This window comes from Sphaerisporangium sp. TRM90804, from assembly GCF_029846175.1.
In the GTDB taxonomy this organism is placed as follows: domain Bacteria; phylum Actinomycetota; class Actinomycetes; order Streptosporangiales; family Streptosporangiaceae; genus Sphaerisporangium.
Window position 1 is genome coordinate 162,604 of record NZ_JARWAC010000001.1, and the last position, 15,677, is coordinate 178,280.

Annotated in this window: 15 protein-coding genes; 14 read left to right on the top strand and 1 reads right to left on the bottom strand. The window is 71.4% G+C overall.

Translation table 11 applies throughout. The features are described 5' to 3' along the window. Window positions 1-46 precede the first annotated feature (46 nt). From PYR91_RS00730 to PYR91_RS00770, 9 genes are all read left to right on the top strand, one after another. Window positions 47-259, top strand: a complete 213-nt coding sequence (locus PYR91_RS00730; RefSeq protein WP_279776886.1) for a hypothetical protein — start codon at window positions 47-49, stop codon at window positions 257-259. 191 nt (window positions 260-450) lie between these two features. Further along, window positions 451-1,632: a glutamate--cysteine ligase gene (locus tag PYR91_RS00735; RefSeq protein WP_279776888.1), complete on the top strand. Its 1,182-nt coding sequence runs from the start codon at window positions 451-453 to the stop codon at window positions 1,630-1,632. Further along, window positions 1,619-2,860: an amidohydrolase gene (locus PYR91_RS00740; protein ID WP_279776889.1), complete on the top strand. Its 1,242-nt coding sequence runs from the start codon at window positions 1,619-1,621 to the stop codon at window positions 2,858-2,860. The genes PYR91_RS00735 and PYR91_RS00740 overlap by 14 nt, the downstream gene beginning before the upstream one ends. A 172-nt stretch (window positions 2,861-3,032) precedes the next feature. Continuing rightward, on the top strand, window positions 3,033-4,097 hold the full coding sequence (locus PYR91_RS00745; RefSeq protein ID WP_279776891.1) for a BMP family ABC transporter substrate-binding protein: 1,065 nt from the start codon (window positions 3,033-3,035) through the stop codon (window positions 4,095-4,097). 229 nt (window positions 4,098-4,326) lie between these two features. Then, a complete protein-coding gene (locus PYR91_RS00750) occupies window positions 4,327-5,979 on the top strand; it encodes an ABC transporter ATP-binding protein (protein WP_279777090.1) in 1,653 nt (550 codons plus the stop codon). Next, the gene (locus PYR91_RS00755; RefSeq protein ID WP_279776893.1) at window positions 5,976-7,115 is read left to right on the top strand and encodes an ABC transporter permease; all 1,140 of its coding nucleotides are present in this window, start codon (window positions 5,976-5,978) and stop codon (window positions 7,113-7,115) included. Before PYR91_RS00750 ends, PYR91_RS00755 begins: the two co-directional genes overlap by 4 nt. Next, a complete protein-coding gene (locus PYR91_RS00760; RefSeq protein WP_279776895.1) occupies window positions 7,112-8,383 on the top strand; it encodes an ABC transporter permease in 1,272 nt (423 codons plus the stop codon). Before PYR91_RS00755 ends, PYR91_RS00760 begins: the two co-directional genes overlap by 4 nt. A gap of 11 nt (window positions 8,384-8,394) precedes the next feature. Then, on the top strand, window positions 8,395-8,793 hold the full coding sequence (locus PYR91_RS00765) for a cytidine deaminase (protein WP_279777091.1): 399 nt from the start codon (window positions 8,395-8,397) through the stop codon (window positions 8,791-8,793). Between the two features lie 79 nt (window positions 8,794-8,872). Next, on the top strand, window positions 8,873-10,150 hold the full coding sequence (locus tag PYR91_RS00770; protein WP_279776897.1) for a thymidine phosphorylase: 1,278 nt from the start codon (window positions 8,873-8,875) through the stop codon (window positions 10,148-10,150). Window positions 10,151-10,207: 57 nt separating this feature from the next. On the opposite strand, the gene PYR91_RS00775 is transcribed toward PYR91_RS00770, so the two are convergent. Further along, a complete protein-coding gene (locus tag PYR91_RS00775) occupies window positions 10,208-10,594 on the bottom strand; it encodes a MarR family transcriptional regulator (protein ID WP_279776898.1) in 387 nt (128 codons plus the stop codon). A gap of 86 nt (window positions 10,595-10,680) precedes the next feature. Between PYR91_RS00775 and PYR91_RS00780 the strand changes: the two genes are divergently transcribed. The 5 genes from PYR91_RS00780 to PYR91_RS00800 all read left to right on the top strand — a co-directional run bounded on the left by PYR91_RS00780 (window position 10,681) and on the right by PYR91_RS00800 (window position 15,357). Then, a complete protein-coding gene (locus PYR91_RS00780) occupies window positions 10,681-12,111 on the top strand; it encodes an MFS transporter (RefSeq protein WP_279776899.1) in 1,431 nt (476 codons plus the stop codon). Window positions 12,112-12,273: 162 nt separating this feature from the next. Then, window positions 12,274-12,933, top strand: coding sequence for a hypothetical protein (locus PYR91_RS00785; protein ID WP_279776900.1), 660 nt, complete (start codon window positions 12,274-12,276; stop codon window positions 12,931-12,933). A 92-nt stretch (window positions 12,934-13,025) separates the two neighbouring features. Next, complete coding sequence (locus PYR91_RS00790; RefSeq protein WP_279776901.1) at window positions 13,026-13,382, top strand: cupin; 357 nt, start codon at window positions 13,026-13,028, stop codon at window positions 13,380-13,382. A gap of 206 nt (window positions 13,383-13,588) precedes the next feature. Continuing rightward, window positions 13,589-14,668, top strand: a complete 1,080-nt coding sequence (locus tag PYR91_RS00795; RefSeq protein ID WP_279776902.1) for an adenosine deaminase — start codon at window positions 13,589-13,591, stop codon at window positions 14,666-14,668. A 65-nt stretch (window positions 14,669-14,733) separates the two neighbouring features. After that, complete coding sequence (locus PYR91_RS00800) at window positions 14,734-15,357, top strand: PH domain-containing protein (RefSeq protein WP_279776903.1); 624 nt, start codon at window positions 14,734-14,736, stop codon at window positions 15,355-15,357. Window positions 15,358-15,677 lie beyond the last annotated feature (320 nt).

Sequence of the window (15,677 nt, forward strand, 5' to 3'; positions counted from 1 at the left end):
GAATGTGCTGGTCAGTAAGGCGAGCGGTAGCATGGAGGAGGTGATGATGACAAGACGCGTCGCGGGGTTCCTGCTGGCCCTGGCGGCTTTCATGGTTTTCGAGTGGATCAATCTCGGATACAACCTCGCCGACGGTCACCCGACGTCCTTCTACGTGGTCCACGGCATCCTCATCGGCGTCAATCTCGTCCTCGCCTTGCTGGTAGGGGGGCTGGGCTGGCGGGCCTGGCGTGCCGCGCGGCGCGCCGACCGCATATAAGCCGCCGCTCCTGGGCAGTGATGGTAAACGACCGTTTTGAGGTTCGCCATGCATGCGTGGGCGCCATCTCCCCTTTGGCGCCGAGAGGGCGGAAAGCCAGCTGCCTGGCGTACTGAGGGGGCCGTACGGGTTGGCCGGTTACGCCGCGAAGCGGAAACTCGGCCTGAGAGTATTGCGGTTGGAGGCATGCTGTGGCGATCGAGTTCAATCCATCTCGCGGCCCCACGCTGGGCGTGGAATGGGAACTCCAGCTTGTCGACACCCGCACCCGCCGCCTCCGGCAGGACGCCCGCCAGGTGCTTGAGGCGGTCCCCGAGCTCAGCGAGGTGCCCCGGCCCAAGGTCATGCACGAGCTCATGCAGTCGCAGCTCGAAGTGATCACCGACGTGAGCCACACCGTCTCGGAGGCCGTGAACGACCTCCGGACGACCATCGGCAGGCTCCGCGAGGCCGTCCAGCAGCGCGGCATGGCCCTGGCCTGCACGGGCACGCACGCGATCAGCGACTGGCGCGAGGCGGTGTACGCCCCGGTCCAGCGGTACACCGAGCTGATCGAGGAGATGCAGTGGCTGGCATGGCGCATCCAAACATTTGGCGTACATGTGCACGTCGGCGTGCGGGAAAGGGATAAAGTCATCCCCATCGTCAACGCCCTCGCGGCCTACCTGCCGCACTTCCTGGCGCTGACGGCCTCCAGTCCATACTGGGGCGGGCAGGACACCGGCCTCGCCTCCAGCAGGGCAATCGTGTTCGGCGCGCTGCCTACAGCCGGTCCGCCGCAGATGCTGGCTGACTGGGCCGAGTTCGAAGAGTACATGGACACCCTGAAGCGGGCAGGCACCATCAAAAGCATCAAAGAGGTGTGGTGGGATATCCGCCCGCATCCCGACTTCGGCACGATTGAGATTCGAATGTTCGACGGTATACCGACCCTGAGAGAGGTCGGGATGGTGACGGCGTTGTCGCAGTGCCTGGTCCAGCAGTTCGACCAGCAGCTCGACCGCGGGTACCGGCTTCCGCATCCCGCTCCCTGGGTCGTGCGCGACAACAAGTGGCGGGCCACCCGCTACGGGCTGGACGCCTTCGTGATCACCGACGACCACGGGTCGACGGCGCCCGTCCGCGACCTGCTGTACGAGCTGACACGCGAGCTGGCGCCGATGGCCGAGCGCCTGGGCTGTTCCGACGAGCTCGCGGTCGTCAACGACGTCGTCGAGCAGGGCAACTCCTGCGAGCGCCAGCGAGCCATACTCTCCGGAGGCGGCAGCCTCGACGACGTCGTGGACGCGACCATCGCCGAGCTGGAACACGACCGCTTCGTCACCACCAACCTGAAGACGTCGAACGGGGCGATAGGTCATGCCGGCACGTGATCTGCGGGACTCGCTGGGCGCGTTCCTGGCGCTGCACTCCGAGTCCCTCATCGGTTTCCGCCGCGACCTGCACGCCCACCCCGAGCTGGGATTCGTGGAGCACCGCACCACCGAGCGCATCGGCGAGCGCCTCACCGCCATCGGCCTGTCGCCGGCCGTCCTGCCCCGGGGCACCGGCCTGATCTGCGACATCGGCAGCGGTGACGGCCCCACCGTCGCGCTGCGCGCCGACATCGACGCGCTGCCCCTGCAGGACGAGAAGGAAGTCCCCTACCGCTCCACCGTCGCCGGGGTGTGCCACGCCTGCGGCCACGACGTCCACACGGCGATCATCCTCGGCACGGGCATGTTCCTCGCCCAGCAGGCCGCGCTCGGCCTGCTGCCCGGCCGGATCCGGCTGATCTTCCAGCCCGCCGAGGAGGTCATGCCCGGCGGCGCGCTGAAGGTGCTGGAGGCCGGCGGCATCAGCGGCGTCGACCGCATCTTCGGCCTGCACTGCGACCCCCGCATCGAGCTCGGCCAGGTCGGCCTGCGCGTCGGCCCCATCACCGGCGCCTGCGACAAGGTCAGCGTCCGGGTCGCCGGCCCCGGCGGCCACACCGCGCGTCCGCACCTCACCGCCGACCTCGTCTTCGCGCTCGCCAAGATCGTCACCGAGCTGCCCGCCGCGCTCAGTCGCCGCGTCGACCCCCGCTCGTCGCTGTCGCTGGTGTGGGGCCGGGTCCAGGCCGGTTCGGTGGCCAACGCGATCCCCGACGACGGCCTGGCCGAGGGCACGATCCGCTGCCTGGACGAGCAGGCCTGGCACGAGGCGCCCGACCTGTTCAAGGCGCTGCTCGACTCGGTGGCCGTCGCCTACGGCGTCGAGGCCGAGATGAACTACATCCGCGGCGTCCCGCCCACGATCAACGAGGTCACCAGCGTCCAGATGCTCCGCGACGCCGCCGAGGAGATCCTCGGCCCCGACTCCACCGTCCCCACCCCGCAGTCGCTCGGCGGCGAGGACTTCGGGTGGTACCTGGAGTCGGTGCCCGGCGCGTACGCCCGGCTGGGCGTGCGTACGCCGGGGGACACCAGCAGGCTCGACATCCACCAGGGCACCTTCGACGTCGACGAGCGGTGCATCGCGGTGGGCGTCAGCGTGATGGCGGCGACCGCCCTCACCGCCCTCTGGGACGGCCGCATCACCGCCGCCGACGCCGGGGCCGTCCACCCCGTGGGGGCATGACGGGCGGTTTCGCAGGTCACGAGGCGGCCTGAGCTGCATAACGGACCTATTGCGGAGCCTGTTGCCGTTTGGGCCAGCACCGGTCGAACAACTATCTTCCGTGCAGGGTTGCCGTGCGTTTCTCTTCGCGCGTGCACACGAGATGGACGGCGAAGGCACGGAAGGAGTCACCTTGCTGCGCACTCACGCAAGCAAGCTGGCCGCCACCACCGCGGTTGGGGCCATGCTCATGGCTCTCGCGGCCTGTGGCGGGGACAGCGGTTCGAGCGCGGCGACGCCGGCGGCGTCGGGCGCGTCCTCGGCGGCGCCCGAGGGCGCCAAGGTCGGGCTGGCGTACGACATCGGCGGGCGCGGTGACCAGTCGTTCAACGACGCCGCGGCCGCCGGGCTGGACAAGGCGAAGAACGAGCTCGGCCTGGCCGAGCCCAAGGAGCTGGAGGCCGGCAACGGCGAGACCGGCGCGCAGAAGGAGCAGCGGCTCCGCCTGCTCGCGCAGAGCGGGTACAACCCGGTCATCGCGGTGGGCTTCGCCTACTCCGAGGCGATCAAGAAGGTCGCGGCCGAGTTCCCCGACACCAAGTTCGCGATCGTCGACGACGCCGCGGAGGGCCCGAACATCTCGAACCTGGTCTTCGCCGAACACGAGGGCTCCTTCCTGGTCGGCGCCGCCGCGGCGCTGAAGACCAAGAAGGACCACATCGGCTTCGTCGGCGGTGTCCAGGTTCCTCTGATCAAGAAGTTCGAGCTCGGCTACACCAAGGGCGCGCAGTCCGTGAAGCCCGACATCAAGATCGACGTGAAGTACCTCAGCCAGCCGCCGGACTTCGGCGGCTTCAACGACCCGGCCAAGGGCAAGACCGCCGCCGAGGGCATGTTCGACTCCGGCGCCGACGTCGTCTACCAGGCGGCGGGCGGCTCGGGCGGCGGCGTCTTCGAGGCGGCCAAGGCGGCCAACGGCCTGGCCATCGGCGTCGACTCCGACCAGGCGCTCACCGCCGACGAGTCGGTGCGCGGCGTCATCTTCACCTCCATGCTCAAGAAGGTCGACGTCGCGGTCTTCGACTTCCTCAAGAGCTTCGCCGACAACACGGTCAAGGCCGGTGCGACGACCTACGACCTCAAGGCGGGCGGCGTCGACTACTCCACCACCGGTGGCCAGGTCGACGACATCAAGGCCAAGCTCGACGAGTACAAGCAGAAGATCATCGACGGGGAGATCACCGTTCCCGCCGAGTGACCAGGAATGCGAAGGGCCCGGAGGCCATCCCACCGGGCCTTTTGCATTAATGTCAGGTGACCGCCCCCGCTCACGAGGCTCCCCGCCGCGGCCCGCTCAAGGCCCGTCGTCGCCTCGGAGGCGGGGGTCGTCGCGCCCCGAGGGTCACCCCAGTTCCGCCGGCGAGCCGGTTGCCGCGCCCGCGGGCCCGTCAGCAGCCAACGACGCCGTCCGCACGCAGGAGGACGCCATCAGCACTCCGCCTTCCCCTGAAACCCCCGCCGAACCCGCCGTCGAGCTGCGGGGGATCACCAAGCGATTCCCGGGGGTCGTCGCCAACCGCGACATCGCCCTCAGCGTGCGGCACGGCGACGTGCACGCCATCGTCGGCGAGAACGGCGCGGGCAAGTCCACGCTCATGAAGATCCTATACGGCATGCAGCGGCCCGACGAAGGGGAGATCCTGGTCAACGGCTCGCCGGTGGCCTTCCGGTCGCCCGCCGACGCCATCGCCGCCGGCATCGGAATGGTGCACCAGCACTTCATGCTCGCGGACAACCTGACGGTGCTGGAGAACATCATCCTCGGCAGCGAGCCGCGCGCGGGCGGGGTGGGCATCGACTTCCGGGCGGCGCGCCGGAAGATCAAGGAGATCTCCGACGCCTACGGCCTGGGGGTCCGTCCCGACGTCATGGTCGAGGATCTCGGCGTCGGCGCCCGGCAGCGCGTGGAGATCCTCAAGGTGCTCTACCGCGGCGCGCGCATCCTGATCCTGGACGAGCCCACCGCCGTCCTGGTGCCGCAGGAGGTCGACGAGCTGTTCGACAACCTGCGCGGCCTCGTCCGCGAGGGCCTCACCATCATCTTCATCTCCCACAAGCTCGACGAGGTGCTGTCGGTCGCCGACGCCATCACCGTCATCCGGCGCGGCACGACCGTCGCCAGCGTCAAGCCCGGCGACGTCACCGCGCGGCAGCTCGCCGAGCTGATGGTCGGCAGCGAGCTGCCCAGCCCGGAGACCCGGGAGTCCACGGTCACCGGCGAGGTGGCCCTGGCCGTGCGCGGCCTCACCGTGCGCGGCGCCGACGGACGGGCGGTCGTGGAGGACGTCTCGTTCCAGATCCACAAGGGCGAGGTGCTCGGCGTCGCCGGAGTAGAGGGCAACGGGCAGGCCGAGCTGGTCGAGGCCATCATGGGCATGCGCCCGTCCGACGGCGTCGTCACGCTCGGCGACGCCGACGTCTCCGCCTGGCCGACCCTGCGCCGCCGCGAGGGAGGCATCGGCTACATCCCCGAAGACCGGCACCGGCACGGGCTGCTGCTGGAGGCCCCGCTGTGGGAGAACCGCATTCTGGGCCACCAGACGCGCAGGCCCAACGTCCGCGGGCCGTGGATCGACCGGGCCGGGGCCCGCGCCGACACCCAGCGCATCGTGGACGCCTACGACGTGCGCACCCCGGGCATCGACGTCGACGCGGCCGCGCTGTCCGGCGGCAACCAGCAGAAGCTGATCGTCGGCCGTGAGATGAGCGGCGACCCCGTCGTGCTCGTCGCCTCTCACCCCACGCGGGGCGTCGACGTGGGCGCGCAGGCCGCCATCTGGGACCACCTGCGCGCGGCGCGCGCCGCCGGGCTCGCCGTGCTGCTGATCTCGGCCGACCTCGACGAGCTGATCGGCCTGTCCGACTCGTTGAAGGTGATCCTTCGCGGCCGCATGGTCGCCGACGTCGACCCCCGCTCGGTCACCCCGGAGCGGCTCGGCTCGGCCATGACCGGCGCCGGCGACGACACGCCCGTGCGGCGCGGCGGCGCGGCGCCCTCCGCGACCGGCGCGCGAGACGACGCCGGGCCGTCCCCCGACCAGCACGGCGCGGCCGGATCCCGCGCCGGGGAGGAAGCATGAGCTCCACGTTCGCCGACCGGCTGCTCGGCAGGGTCAGGCTCGGCGGCCTGCTCGCCCTCGCCGCGCCGCTGCTCGCCATCGTCTTCGCCGCCCTGGTGACGTCGATCGTCCTGGTGCTCACCGGCAGCCCGCCGCTGGGGACGCTGGCGCTGCTGGTCGACTACGGATCCCAGCCGCGCACGATCGTCATGATCGTCAACCTGGCCACGACGTACTACATCTCCGCGCTCGCCGTCGCGATCGGGTTCCGCATGAACCTGTTCAACATCGGCGTCGACGGCCAGTACCGCCTCGCCGCCCTGATCGCCGCAGCGGTCGGCGGCGCGCTGGTGCTGCCCGCCCCGCTGCACATCCTGGTCATCGTCCTGGTGGCGGTGGCCGTCGGCGGGCTGTGGGCGTCGCTGGCGGGCCTGCTGAAGGTCACGCGGGGCGTCAGCGAGGTCATCTCCACGATCATGTTGAACGCCATCGCCACCGGCTTCGGCGCGTGGCTGCTCACCACCGACCGGCTCGCCGTGGCGGTGTCGGGCAGCAACAACATCGGCACCAAGCCGATCCCGCCGTCCGGGCAGTTCCCCGGCTTCTCGCTGGTCCCCGGCACCCAGGCCAAGGTCTTCGGCTTCGTCGTGATCGCGGTGGTGCTGGGCGTGGCCTACCACGTGCTGTTCAACCGCACCCGGTTCGGCTTCGACATGCGGGCCACCGGTCAGTCCGAGGCGGCCGCCGTCGCCAGCGGGGTGAACGTCAAGAAGATGGTGCTGGTCTCCATGATCCTGTCCGGGGCCGTCGCGGGGCTGGTGGGCATGCCGCAGCTCCTCGGCGCCTCCTACTCCTACAGCCTGGACTTCCCCACCGGGCTCGGCTTCACCGGCATCGCCATCGCCCTGCTCGGCCGCAACAACCCGGTCGGCATCGCGATCGGCGCGCTGCTGTGGAGCTTCCTGGACAACTCCTCGGACATCCTGGACCTCGAAGGCATTCCCAAGGAGATCGTGATCATCATGCAGGGCACCATCGTGCTCTCGGTCATCATCGCCTACGAGCTGGTCCACCGTTACCGCCTGGCGGCCGAGCAGCGCCGGGTGAGCCGCGAGCTGTCCACCGCGGCGCCCGCACCGGAAGGAGCCGGCGTATGACGACCGTCGCCCCGGCCGCGGTGGCGCGGCCCGCGCCCCCGGCCGGCCGCCGTTTCCGCCTGAACTGGCGCGTCGCCCTGCTGGGCGTCCTCGGCCTGCTGGTCATCATGTCCCTGGCCCGGGTGGTCACCGGCGCCGACGACATCACCTCCGCCGGCACGATCGGCGCCGCGCTGGGGCTCGCCGTCCCCATCGGCCTGGCCGCCCTCGGCGGCCTGTGGTCCGAGCGGGCCGGCGTGGTCAACATCGGCCTCGAAGGCATGATGATCCTCGGCACCTGGTGCGGGGCCTGGGGCGCGATCGTCTTCGGCAACCCGTGGGCCGGCGTGATCGCCGGGGCCGTCGGCGGCGCCCTGGGCGGCCTGCTGCACGCCCTGGTGACCGTGACGTTCGGCGTCGACCACATCATCTCCGGCGTCGCCATCAACATCCTGGGCCTGGGCGTCACCCAGTACCTGTCCAAGCTGGTCTTCACCGAGATGCAGGGCGGCGGCGAGACCCAGTCGCCGCGCATCCCGGCCATCCCCGAGGTCGGCGTCCCGGGCGTCGGCGGGCCGCTGGAGAGCCTGGAGCGCACCCACTGGTTCCTGCTGTCCGACATCGCCGGCGTGCTGCGCGGCGTGACGCAGGGCGTCTCGCTGTTCACCGTCGTGGCGCTGCTGCTGATCCCGCTCAGCTTCTACGTGCTGTGGCGCACGCCGTTCGGGCTGCGCCTGCGCTCGTGCGGCGAGCGTCCGGTGGCCGCGGAGTCGCTGGGCGTCAACGTGTACTTCCACAAGTACGTCGCGGTGCTGGTGTCCGGCGCGCTCGCCGGGCTGGGCGGCGCGTTCCTGTCGATCGTGGCCTCGGGCATCTACCGCGAGGGCCAGACCGGCGGCCGCGGCTTCATCGGCCTGGCTGCGATGATCTTCGGCAACTGGCGTCCCGGCGGCCTGGCCGGCGGCTCCCTGCTCTTCGGGTACACCGACGCGCTGCAGCTGCGCCAGGGCGGCACGTCCGTCCACGCCCTGCTGCTGGTCGTGGCGATCCTGCTGGCCGCCGTCGCGGTCTACCAGCTCACCCGCCAGGGCAGGCACCGCGCGGCGCTGCTGAGCGGCGGCTTCGCGGTCGCGGTGTTCCTGGTGTTCGCGATGACCGACACCGTGGCCGAGCAGTTCACCTCGTTCACGCCGCACCTGACCACGCTGCTGGTGCTGTCGCTGGCGTCCCAGCGGCTGCGCATGCCGGCCGCCGACGGCGTCCCCTACCGCAGGGGGCAGGCCAAGTGACCGGGCCCGGCATGGACGCCGCGGGCGTCGACTGGGAGGCGCTGCGCGAGGCCGCCGTCGCGGCGATGCGGCACGCGTACGCGCCCTACTCGCGGTTCCCCGTCGGCGCCGCCGCCCTGGTGGACGACGGGCGCGTGGTGAGCGGCTGTAACGTGGAGAACTCCTCCTTCGGCGTCGGCCTGTGCGCCGAGTGCGGCCTGGTGTCGGCGCTGCACGCCTCGGGCGGCGGCCGCCTGGTGGCGTTCACCTGCGTGGACGGCAAGGGCGTGCTGCTCATGCCGTGCGGGCGCTGCCGGCAGCTGCTGTTCGAGCACGGCGGGCCCGGGCTGCTCGTGGAGACGCCCGAGGGGCCGTGGCGGCTGTCGGAGCTGCTCCCGTTCGCCTTCGGCCCCGACGACCTGCTGCGCTGACCCCGCGGCGCGCGCCGCCGCTTCGACCCGCGCCCCCGCCGGGGGCGACCGACGACCTGTGCCGGGAGCTGGAGAAACCATGGACGCGATCGACGTCATCGTCGCCAAGAGGGACGGCCGCGAGCTGTCCGGCGAGCAGATCTCGTGGGTGGTCGACGCCTACACCCGCGGCGCGATCGCCGAGGAGCAGATGGCCTCGCTCGCCATGGCCATCCTGCTCAACGGGATGACCCGGCCCGAGATCGGCCGGTGGACCGAGGCGATGATCCGCTCGGGCTCGCGCATGGACTGGTCGGGCCTCGACCGGCCGACCACCGACAAGCACTCGACGGGCGGCGTCGGCGACAAGATCACGCTGCCGCTGGCGCCGCTGGTGGCGGCGTGCGGCGCGTACGTCCCCCAGCTGTCCGGCCGCGGCCTCGGGCACAGCGGCGGCACGCTGGACAAGCTGGAGTCCATCCCGGGCTGGCGGGCGTCCCTGTCGAACGACGAGATGCTGGGCGTCCTGCGCGCGGCCGGCGCCGTCGTATGCGCGGCCGGCGACGGGCTCGCGCCCGCGGACAAGAAGCTGTACGCGCTGCGCGACGTCACCGGCACGGTGGAGTCGATCCCGCTGATCGCGTCGTCGATCATGTCCAAGAAGATCGCCGAGGGCACGGGCGCGCTGGTGCTGGACGTCAAGGTCGGGTCGGGCGCGTTCATGAAGGACGTCGAGCACGCCCGGGAGCTGGCCCGCACGATGGTCGACCTCGGCACCGACCACGGCGTCACCACGGTCGCGCTGCTCACCGCCATGGACCGCCCGCTCGGGCTGGCCGTGGGCAACGCGCTGGAGGTGCGGGAGTCGCTGGAGGTGCTGTCCGGCGGCGGCCCGTCCGACGTCGTGGAGCTGACCGTGCGGCTCGCGCGCGAGATGCTCGAGGCGGCAGGGGTGACCGGCAGGGACCCGGAGGACGCGCTCAAGGACGGGTCGGCCATGGACGCCTGGCGGCGCATGATCGCCGCCCAGGGCGGCGACCCCGACGCCGCGCTTCCGGAGGCCGCCGAGACCCTGGAGGTCACCGCGCCCGCCTCGGGTGTGCTGTCCAGGCTGGACGCGTACGGGGTGGGCGTGGCGGCGTGGCGGCTGGGCGCGGGCCGGGCCCGCAAGGAGGACTCGGTGTCCGCGGGCGCGGGCGTCACCCTGCACGCCAAGCCCGGCGACACCGTCCGGGAGGGGCAGCCGCTGATGACGCTGCACGCCGACGAGGCCGCCCGGTTCGAGCGCGCCCTGGCGGCCCTGGAGGGCTCCTACGAGGTGGGGGAGGCCGCCGACCCCGGCATGCTGCCGCTGGTCGTCGACCGGATCACCGCCTGACCGGCCCTACCGGCGGCCCGGCCGTCGTCAGGACCAGGCCGGCCGGCTCGGCCGTCGTCAGGAGGGGGACGACGGCTGGGCCATGGAGCCGTTCAGGACGGCCCGGTGGGTGGGCCGGGCCTCGGCGTGCCGCTCGCGCCCGGTCTCGGTGATCTGCACGAAGACGCCGCGCCTGTCCTCCACGCACATGTTGCGGCACACGAGGCCGGCCTTCTCCAGGCGGGAGATCAGGCGAGACAGCGCGCTCTGGCTGAGGTGGACGGCGTCGGCCAGCTCCTGGACGCGGTACTTGCCGTGCTCGGACTCGCACATGCGGTCGAGCACCTCGAAGTCGCTGACGCCCAGCCCGTGCTTCTCACCCAGCTCGCGTTCGAGCGCACACCAGGTGGATGCGTGTCGGGCCAGCAGCTCACGCCACGAGCCCACGACCTCGGCGTCGTCCATGCCCGGACTATAGCATGCACGTTCATCTGATGCACGGGAATTATTTGCTTGTGCATTGAATGCATACGCATGTAGCCTCCTGAGACATGATCTCCCCACAAGACGAACGTTGGGACGGGCGCCTCTGGGGGGCGCTGACCGTGCTCTGCGCCGTCGTGTTCCTTGACGCGCTCGACGTCTCCATGGTCGGAGTCGCCCTGCCGTCCATCCAGGCCGACCTCGGCCTCTCCACCTCGACCCTGCAGTGGATCGTCAGCGGGTACGTGCTCGGGTACGGCGGCCTCCTCCTGCTCGGCGGCCGCACCGCCGACCTGCTCGGCCGCCGGCGGGTGTTCCTCGTCGCGCTCGCGCTCTTCGCGGTCGCGTCCCTGCTCGGCGGGCTGGTGGACGACGGAGCCCTGCTGATCGCGGCCCGGTTCATCAAGGGCATCAGCGCCGCCTTCACGGCGCCCGCGGCCCTGTCCATCATCACCACCACCTTCGCCGAGGGCCCGGCGCGCAACCGGGCGCTGAGCATCTTCACCGCCTGCGGCGCCAGCGGCTTCTCCCTCGGGCTCGTCCTGTCGGGCTTCCTCACCGAGCTCGGCTGGCGCTGGACGTTCCTCATGCCGGTGCCCGTCGCGATCATCGCGCTCGTGGCCGGCCTGAAGCTGCTGCCGCGCCACTCCGGCGAGGAGCGCGCGACCGGCGGGTACGACCTGTTCGGCGCGGCGACGATCACCCTCTCGATGCTGCTGTTCGTGTTCTCCGTCGTGCAGGCGCCCGAGGCGGGCTGGGGCTCGCTCTCCACGATCGCCGGCCTGGCGGGCGCCGTGGCGCTGCTCGCGCTGTTCGTCGCCGTCGAGCTGCGCATCAGGCACCCGCTGGTCCGCCTGTCGATCCTGAGGTCCGGGCCGCTGGTCAGGGCCAACCTCGGGCTGGTCATCCTGTTCGGCTCCTACGTCGGCTTCCAGTTCGTGGCCATGCAGTACTTCCAGAACCTGCTCGGGTGGTCGGCGCTGCACACCGCCCTGGCCTTCCTGCCCGCCGGGCTGCTGGTGGCGGTCACCTCCACCAAGATGGGCGACCTCGCCGACCGGTTCGGCACGCCCAAGCTGATCGTGATCGGGTCGGCGTCGCTGGCCGCCGGGTACGCCGTGTTCCTCGGCGCCGGAGAGAACCCGAGCCTCGCGACCATGGTCATTCCCGGCATGGTGCTGCTCGGCATCGCGTTCGCGCTGTCGTTCCCGTCCCTGAACATCCAGGCCACCAACGGCGTGGCCGACGACGAGCAGGGCCTGGCGTCCGGCCTGCTCAACACCTCGGGCCAGGTCGGCGGGGCACTCGTCCTCGCCATCGTGGCGGCCGTGGCGACCGCCGACGGGGGCGCGGTCACCATGGAAGCCATCCGCTCGTCGTTCGCCGTCTGCGCGGCCCTGGCCCTCGTCGGACTCGGCATCGCCATCACCGGCCTGGTGACCCGCTCCCGCCCCGCCACCGAGGAGGCGGAACGGGCGGAGGTGCTGGAGAGGATCTGACGGCCTTCGTCGCCACCGGTCAGCCCCTCGGCGCGTGCGCCGGGGGGCTGCTTTGCCGCCTGTGGGTGACAATCGCGGGACACCGGGTGATCCGGCGAACCTCCGGGGCGGTCCCGACGTCGTATGGTTGGTGAACTTCCTGAAGGAAGACGAGGCACCGACATGAAGAAAATCGCCGTAACCGCCGTCCTGGTGTCGTTCACGCTGCTCACGGCGTGCGGCAGTGCCGAGAATCCCGCGCCCCAGGCCACCGCCACGGTGACGGTCTCGCCCTCGGAGCCCGCCTCGTCCGCGCCCGAGACCTCCACCCCGGCGACCGGCCCGTCGGCCACCGCCTCCGCCGGCCTGTCCGGCACCCCGGCGCCCAGCGCGGCGGCGTCCACGCTGCCGCCTCCGACCGGCACCAAGCAGGTGGAGGTGACCCGCAACCCGTCCCGCCCGCCCCTGGTCGTCGGGGCCCGCGCGGGCGGCCACAAGGGGTTCGACCGCGTGGTCATCGACCTCAAGGGCCCCATGACGGGCTACACCGTCGGCTGGGTGAAGCGCATCCTGGAGGACGGCTCGGGCGACCCGATCGAGGCCGAGGGCGACGCCTACCTGCAGGTCACCCTGCGCCCCGCCAACGCCCACACCCCCGACGGCAAACCGACCTGGGGGAGGACGCCCGTGTTGCGGCCCGAGCTGTCCAACGTGCGCAGCATCATACGAGCGGGCGACTTCGAGGCCGTGGTGACCGTCGCCGTCGCCCTGCGCCACCGCGCCGGCTTCCGCGTCCTGGAACAGCGCGAGCCCTCCCGCCTGGTGGTCGACATCGCCCACTGACAGGGATGATGTGGGTGAGCACCTCCCGCCGGGGCCGCCCCTCGCTCGCGCCCCCGGGCGACGCGGGTGAGCCGGGGTCCTAAACTGGCTCCGTGGTGAGCAGAATCGCGGGCCCGACCCGCATCCCGGTGCCCGGCGGCAAGGTGATCGACGAATACGTCGGCCACGTGAACACCGGCGACGACCAGGTGTCGATCGCCCACATGGTCGCCCCGGCGGGCTGGGAGGAGCCTCCCCAGACGCCGGAGTTCACCGAGCACACCGTCGTCCTGCGCGGCACCGTGGTGATCGAGCACGACTCCGGCGTCACCGAGGTCTCCGCCGGCCAGGCCTTCACCACCACCCCCGGCGAGAAGATCCGCTACACCGTCGGCCCGGAAGGCGCCGAGTACATAGCCGTCTGCCTCCCCGCCTTCACCCCCGAAACCGCCAACCGCGCCGACTCATAGACCGTCAACACCAGTCACACCGTCCGCAAGCCCGATCGCCGTCCCCTGAACGGCGCATTCGGCACGGCCTTCCAAGGGCGGCCCTCCTTCCCAGCCCCACTCGCCGTCGCGCGAACAGCCGTGCCTCAGCCGCGTACGGATACGCGCTGTCCACAGGGCGGGGCGTCCGGGGGTCGCCGGGGCGGCTCAGTCCTTAAGATGAGGCGATGAACCTGCAGCCCAGCCTTGTCGAGATCCGCAAGGCGCCCAAGGTACTTCTCCACGACCATCTCGACGGCGGCCTGCGGCCCGAGACGGTCGTCGAGCTCGCCCGGGAGACCGGCTACGACAAGTTGCCCACCGGCGACGCCGACCAGCTTCGCGCCTGGTTCCGAGACGCGGCCGACTCCGGGTCGCTGGAGCGCTACCTGGAGACCTTCGCCCACACCGTCGGCGTCATGCAGACCCGCGAGTCCCTGGTCAGGGTCGCGGCCGAGTGCGCCGAGGACCTCGCGCACGACGGCGTCGTCTACGCCGAGGTGCGTTACGCCCCCGAGCTGCACACCTCCGCCGGGCTCACGCTCGACGAGGTGGTCGAGGCCGTCCTCGAAGGCTTCCGCATCGGCTCCCAGGGGCGGGGCATCCGGGTGAACACCCTGCTCACCGCCATGCGCCACCAGGCCCGGTCCATGGAGATCGCCGAACTGGCCGTGCGCTACCGCGACGTCGGCGTGGCCGGGTTCGACATCGCCGGAGCCGAGGCCGGCTACCCGCCCACCCGGCACCTCGACGCCTTCGAGTACCTCCAGCGCGAGAACTCCCACTTCACCATCCACGCCGGCGAGGGCTTCGGGCTGCCGTCCATCTGGGAGGCCATCCAGTGGTGCGGCGCCGACCGCCTCGGCCACGGCGTGCGCATCATCGACGACATCAAGGCCTCCTCCGACGGCACGGCCACGCTCGGCCGCCTGGCGGCGTACGTGCGCGACAAGCGCATCCCGCTCGAGATGTGCCCGACGTCCAACCTGCAGACCGGCGCCGCCGACTCGCTGGCCGACCACCCCATCGGCCTGCTGCGCCGCCTCAATTTCCGGGTCACGGTCAACACCGACAACCGGCTGATGAGCGGCACCAGCGTGTCCCAGGAGTTCGGCAACCTGGTCGAGACCTTCGGTTACGGCTGGGACGACCTGCAATGGTTCACCATCAATGCCATGAAGTCGGCCTTCCTGCCGTTCGACGAGCGGCTCGCGCTGATCAACGGTGTCATCAAGCCCGGATTCGCCCAGCTCAAGTGGCAGGCTTGAGAACTGCCGCGAAGGCGTTACCGTGGTGACCGCCTGGTGAACGGAAAGGTGCCGGTGAGCGAGCGGTGAAGCCACAAATCTACCGATCCAAGACCGCATGGGTCCTCGGCTGGGTGTGGGTCGCCTTCGCCGCCCTCAACGCCGCGGATCTGCTGGTCAACGGCCGTCTGCCGTCGGCCCTCATCGCGGGCGCCGTGCTCGCCGTGCTCACCGCCGGGGTGTTCATCGGCTGCCTGCGCCCCGGCATCCTCGCCCGCGAGGACGGCGTGCTGGTGCGCAATCCGCTGCGCAACGTCTTCGTGCCCTGGAAGGCCGTCGACGCCGTGCACGTCTCCCACTCGATCACCATCGAGTCGGGCGACGAGAGCGTCCGCTGCTGGAGCCCCCAGTCGTCCGCACGGGAACGCGCCAAGTCCGTCCGCCGCGGCGTCCCCGCCACCACCCCGTCCACGCCCGGCTACCTGCCGAGCAGCCGCGCGGAGGTCCCCAAGGCCCAGCAGACGGCCGCGATGGCCGTGGCGGGCCGCACCCACGCCGACTGGGTGGCCCAGCAACTCACCGAAGCCGCCGACCGAACCCCCCGCCCTCCAGGCGATCAGACGACCCTCACCGCCACCTGGTCCCCCTCCGCCCTGGGCGCCCTGGCCGCCGCCCTGATCCTGGTGATCGCCGCCCTCATCGTCGCCTGACGCGGCGGTTCCTCGCCGGTGGCCGCGGCGTGGCTTCCTCGCCCGGTGGCCGCGGCGGCCTGCTCGCTCGGTGGCCCTCGCCCTCCACCTTCCTCCGACTCCCCTCCGCCTGACGGGGTGCCCCCTTCCGGCGCCGCGTCGGTGCGAAGTGGTACGGCGAAGTCGGCGCCGCCGTACGGCGGCTCGCCGGGTGAACAGCGGCCCTGGGGATGCGTGCGTCTGACGTGGGTTCCAGCCTCTTCGACATCGACCCTCATCCCGTACGGACAGCCGCCGTCCCAGAAATGGCGCCTTCGGCGCGCCTTTCAAGGGCGCCCCTC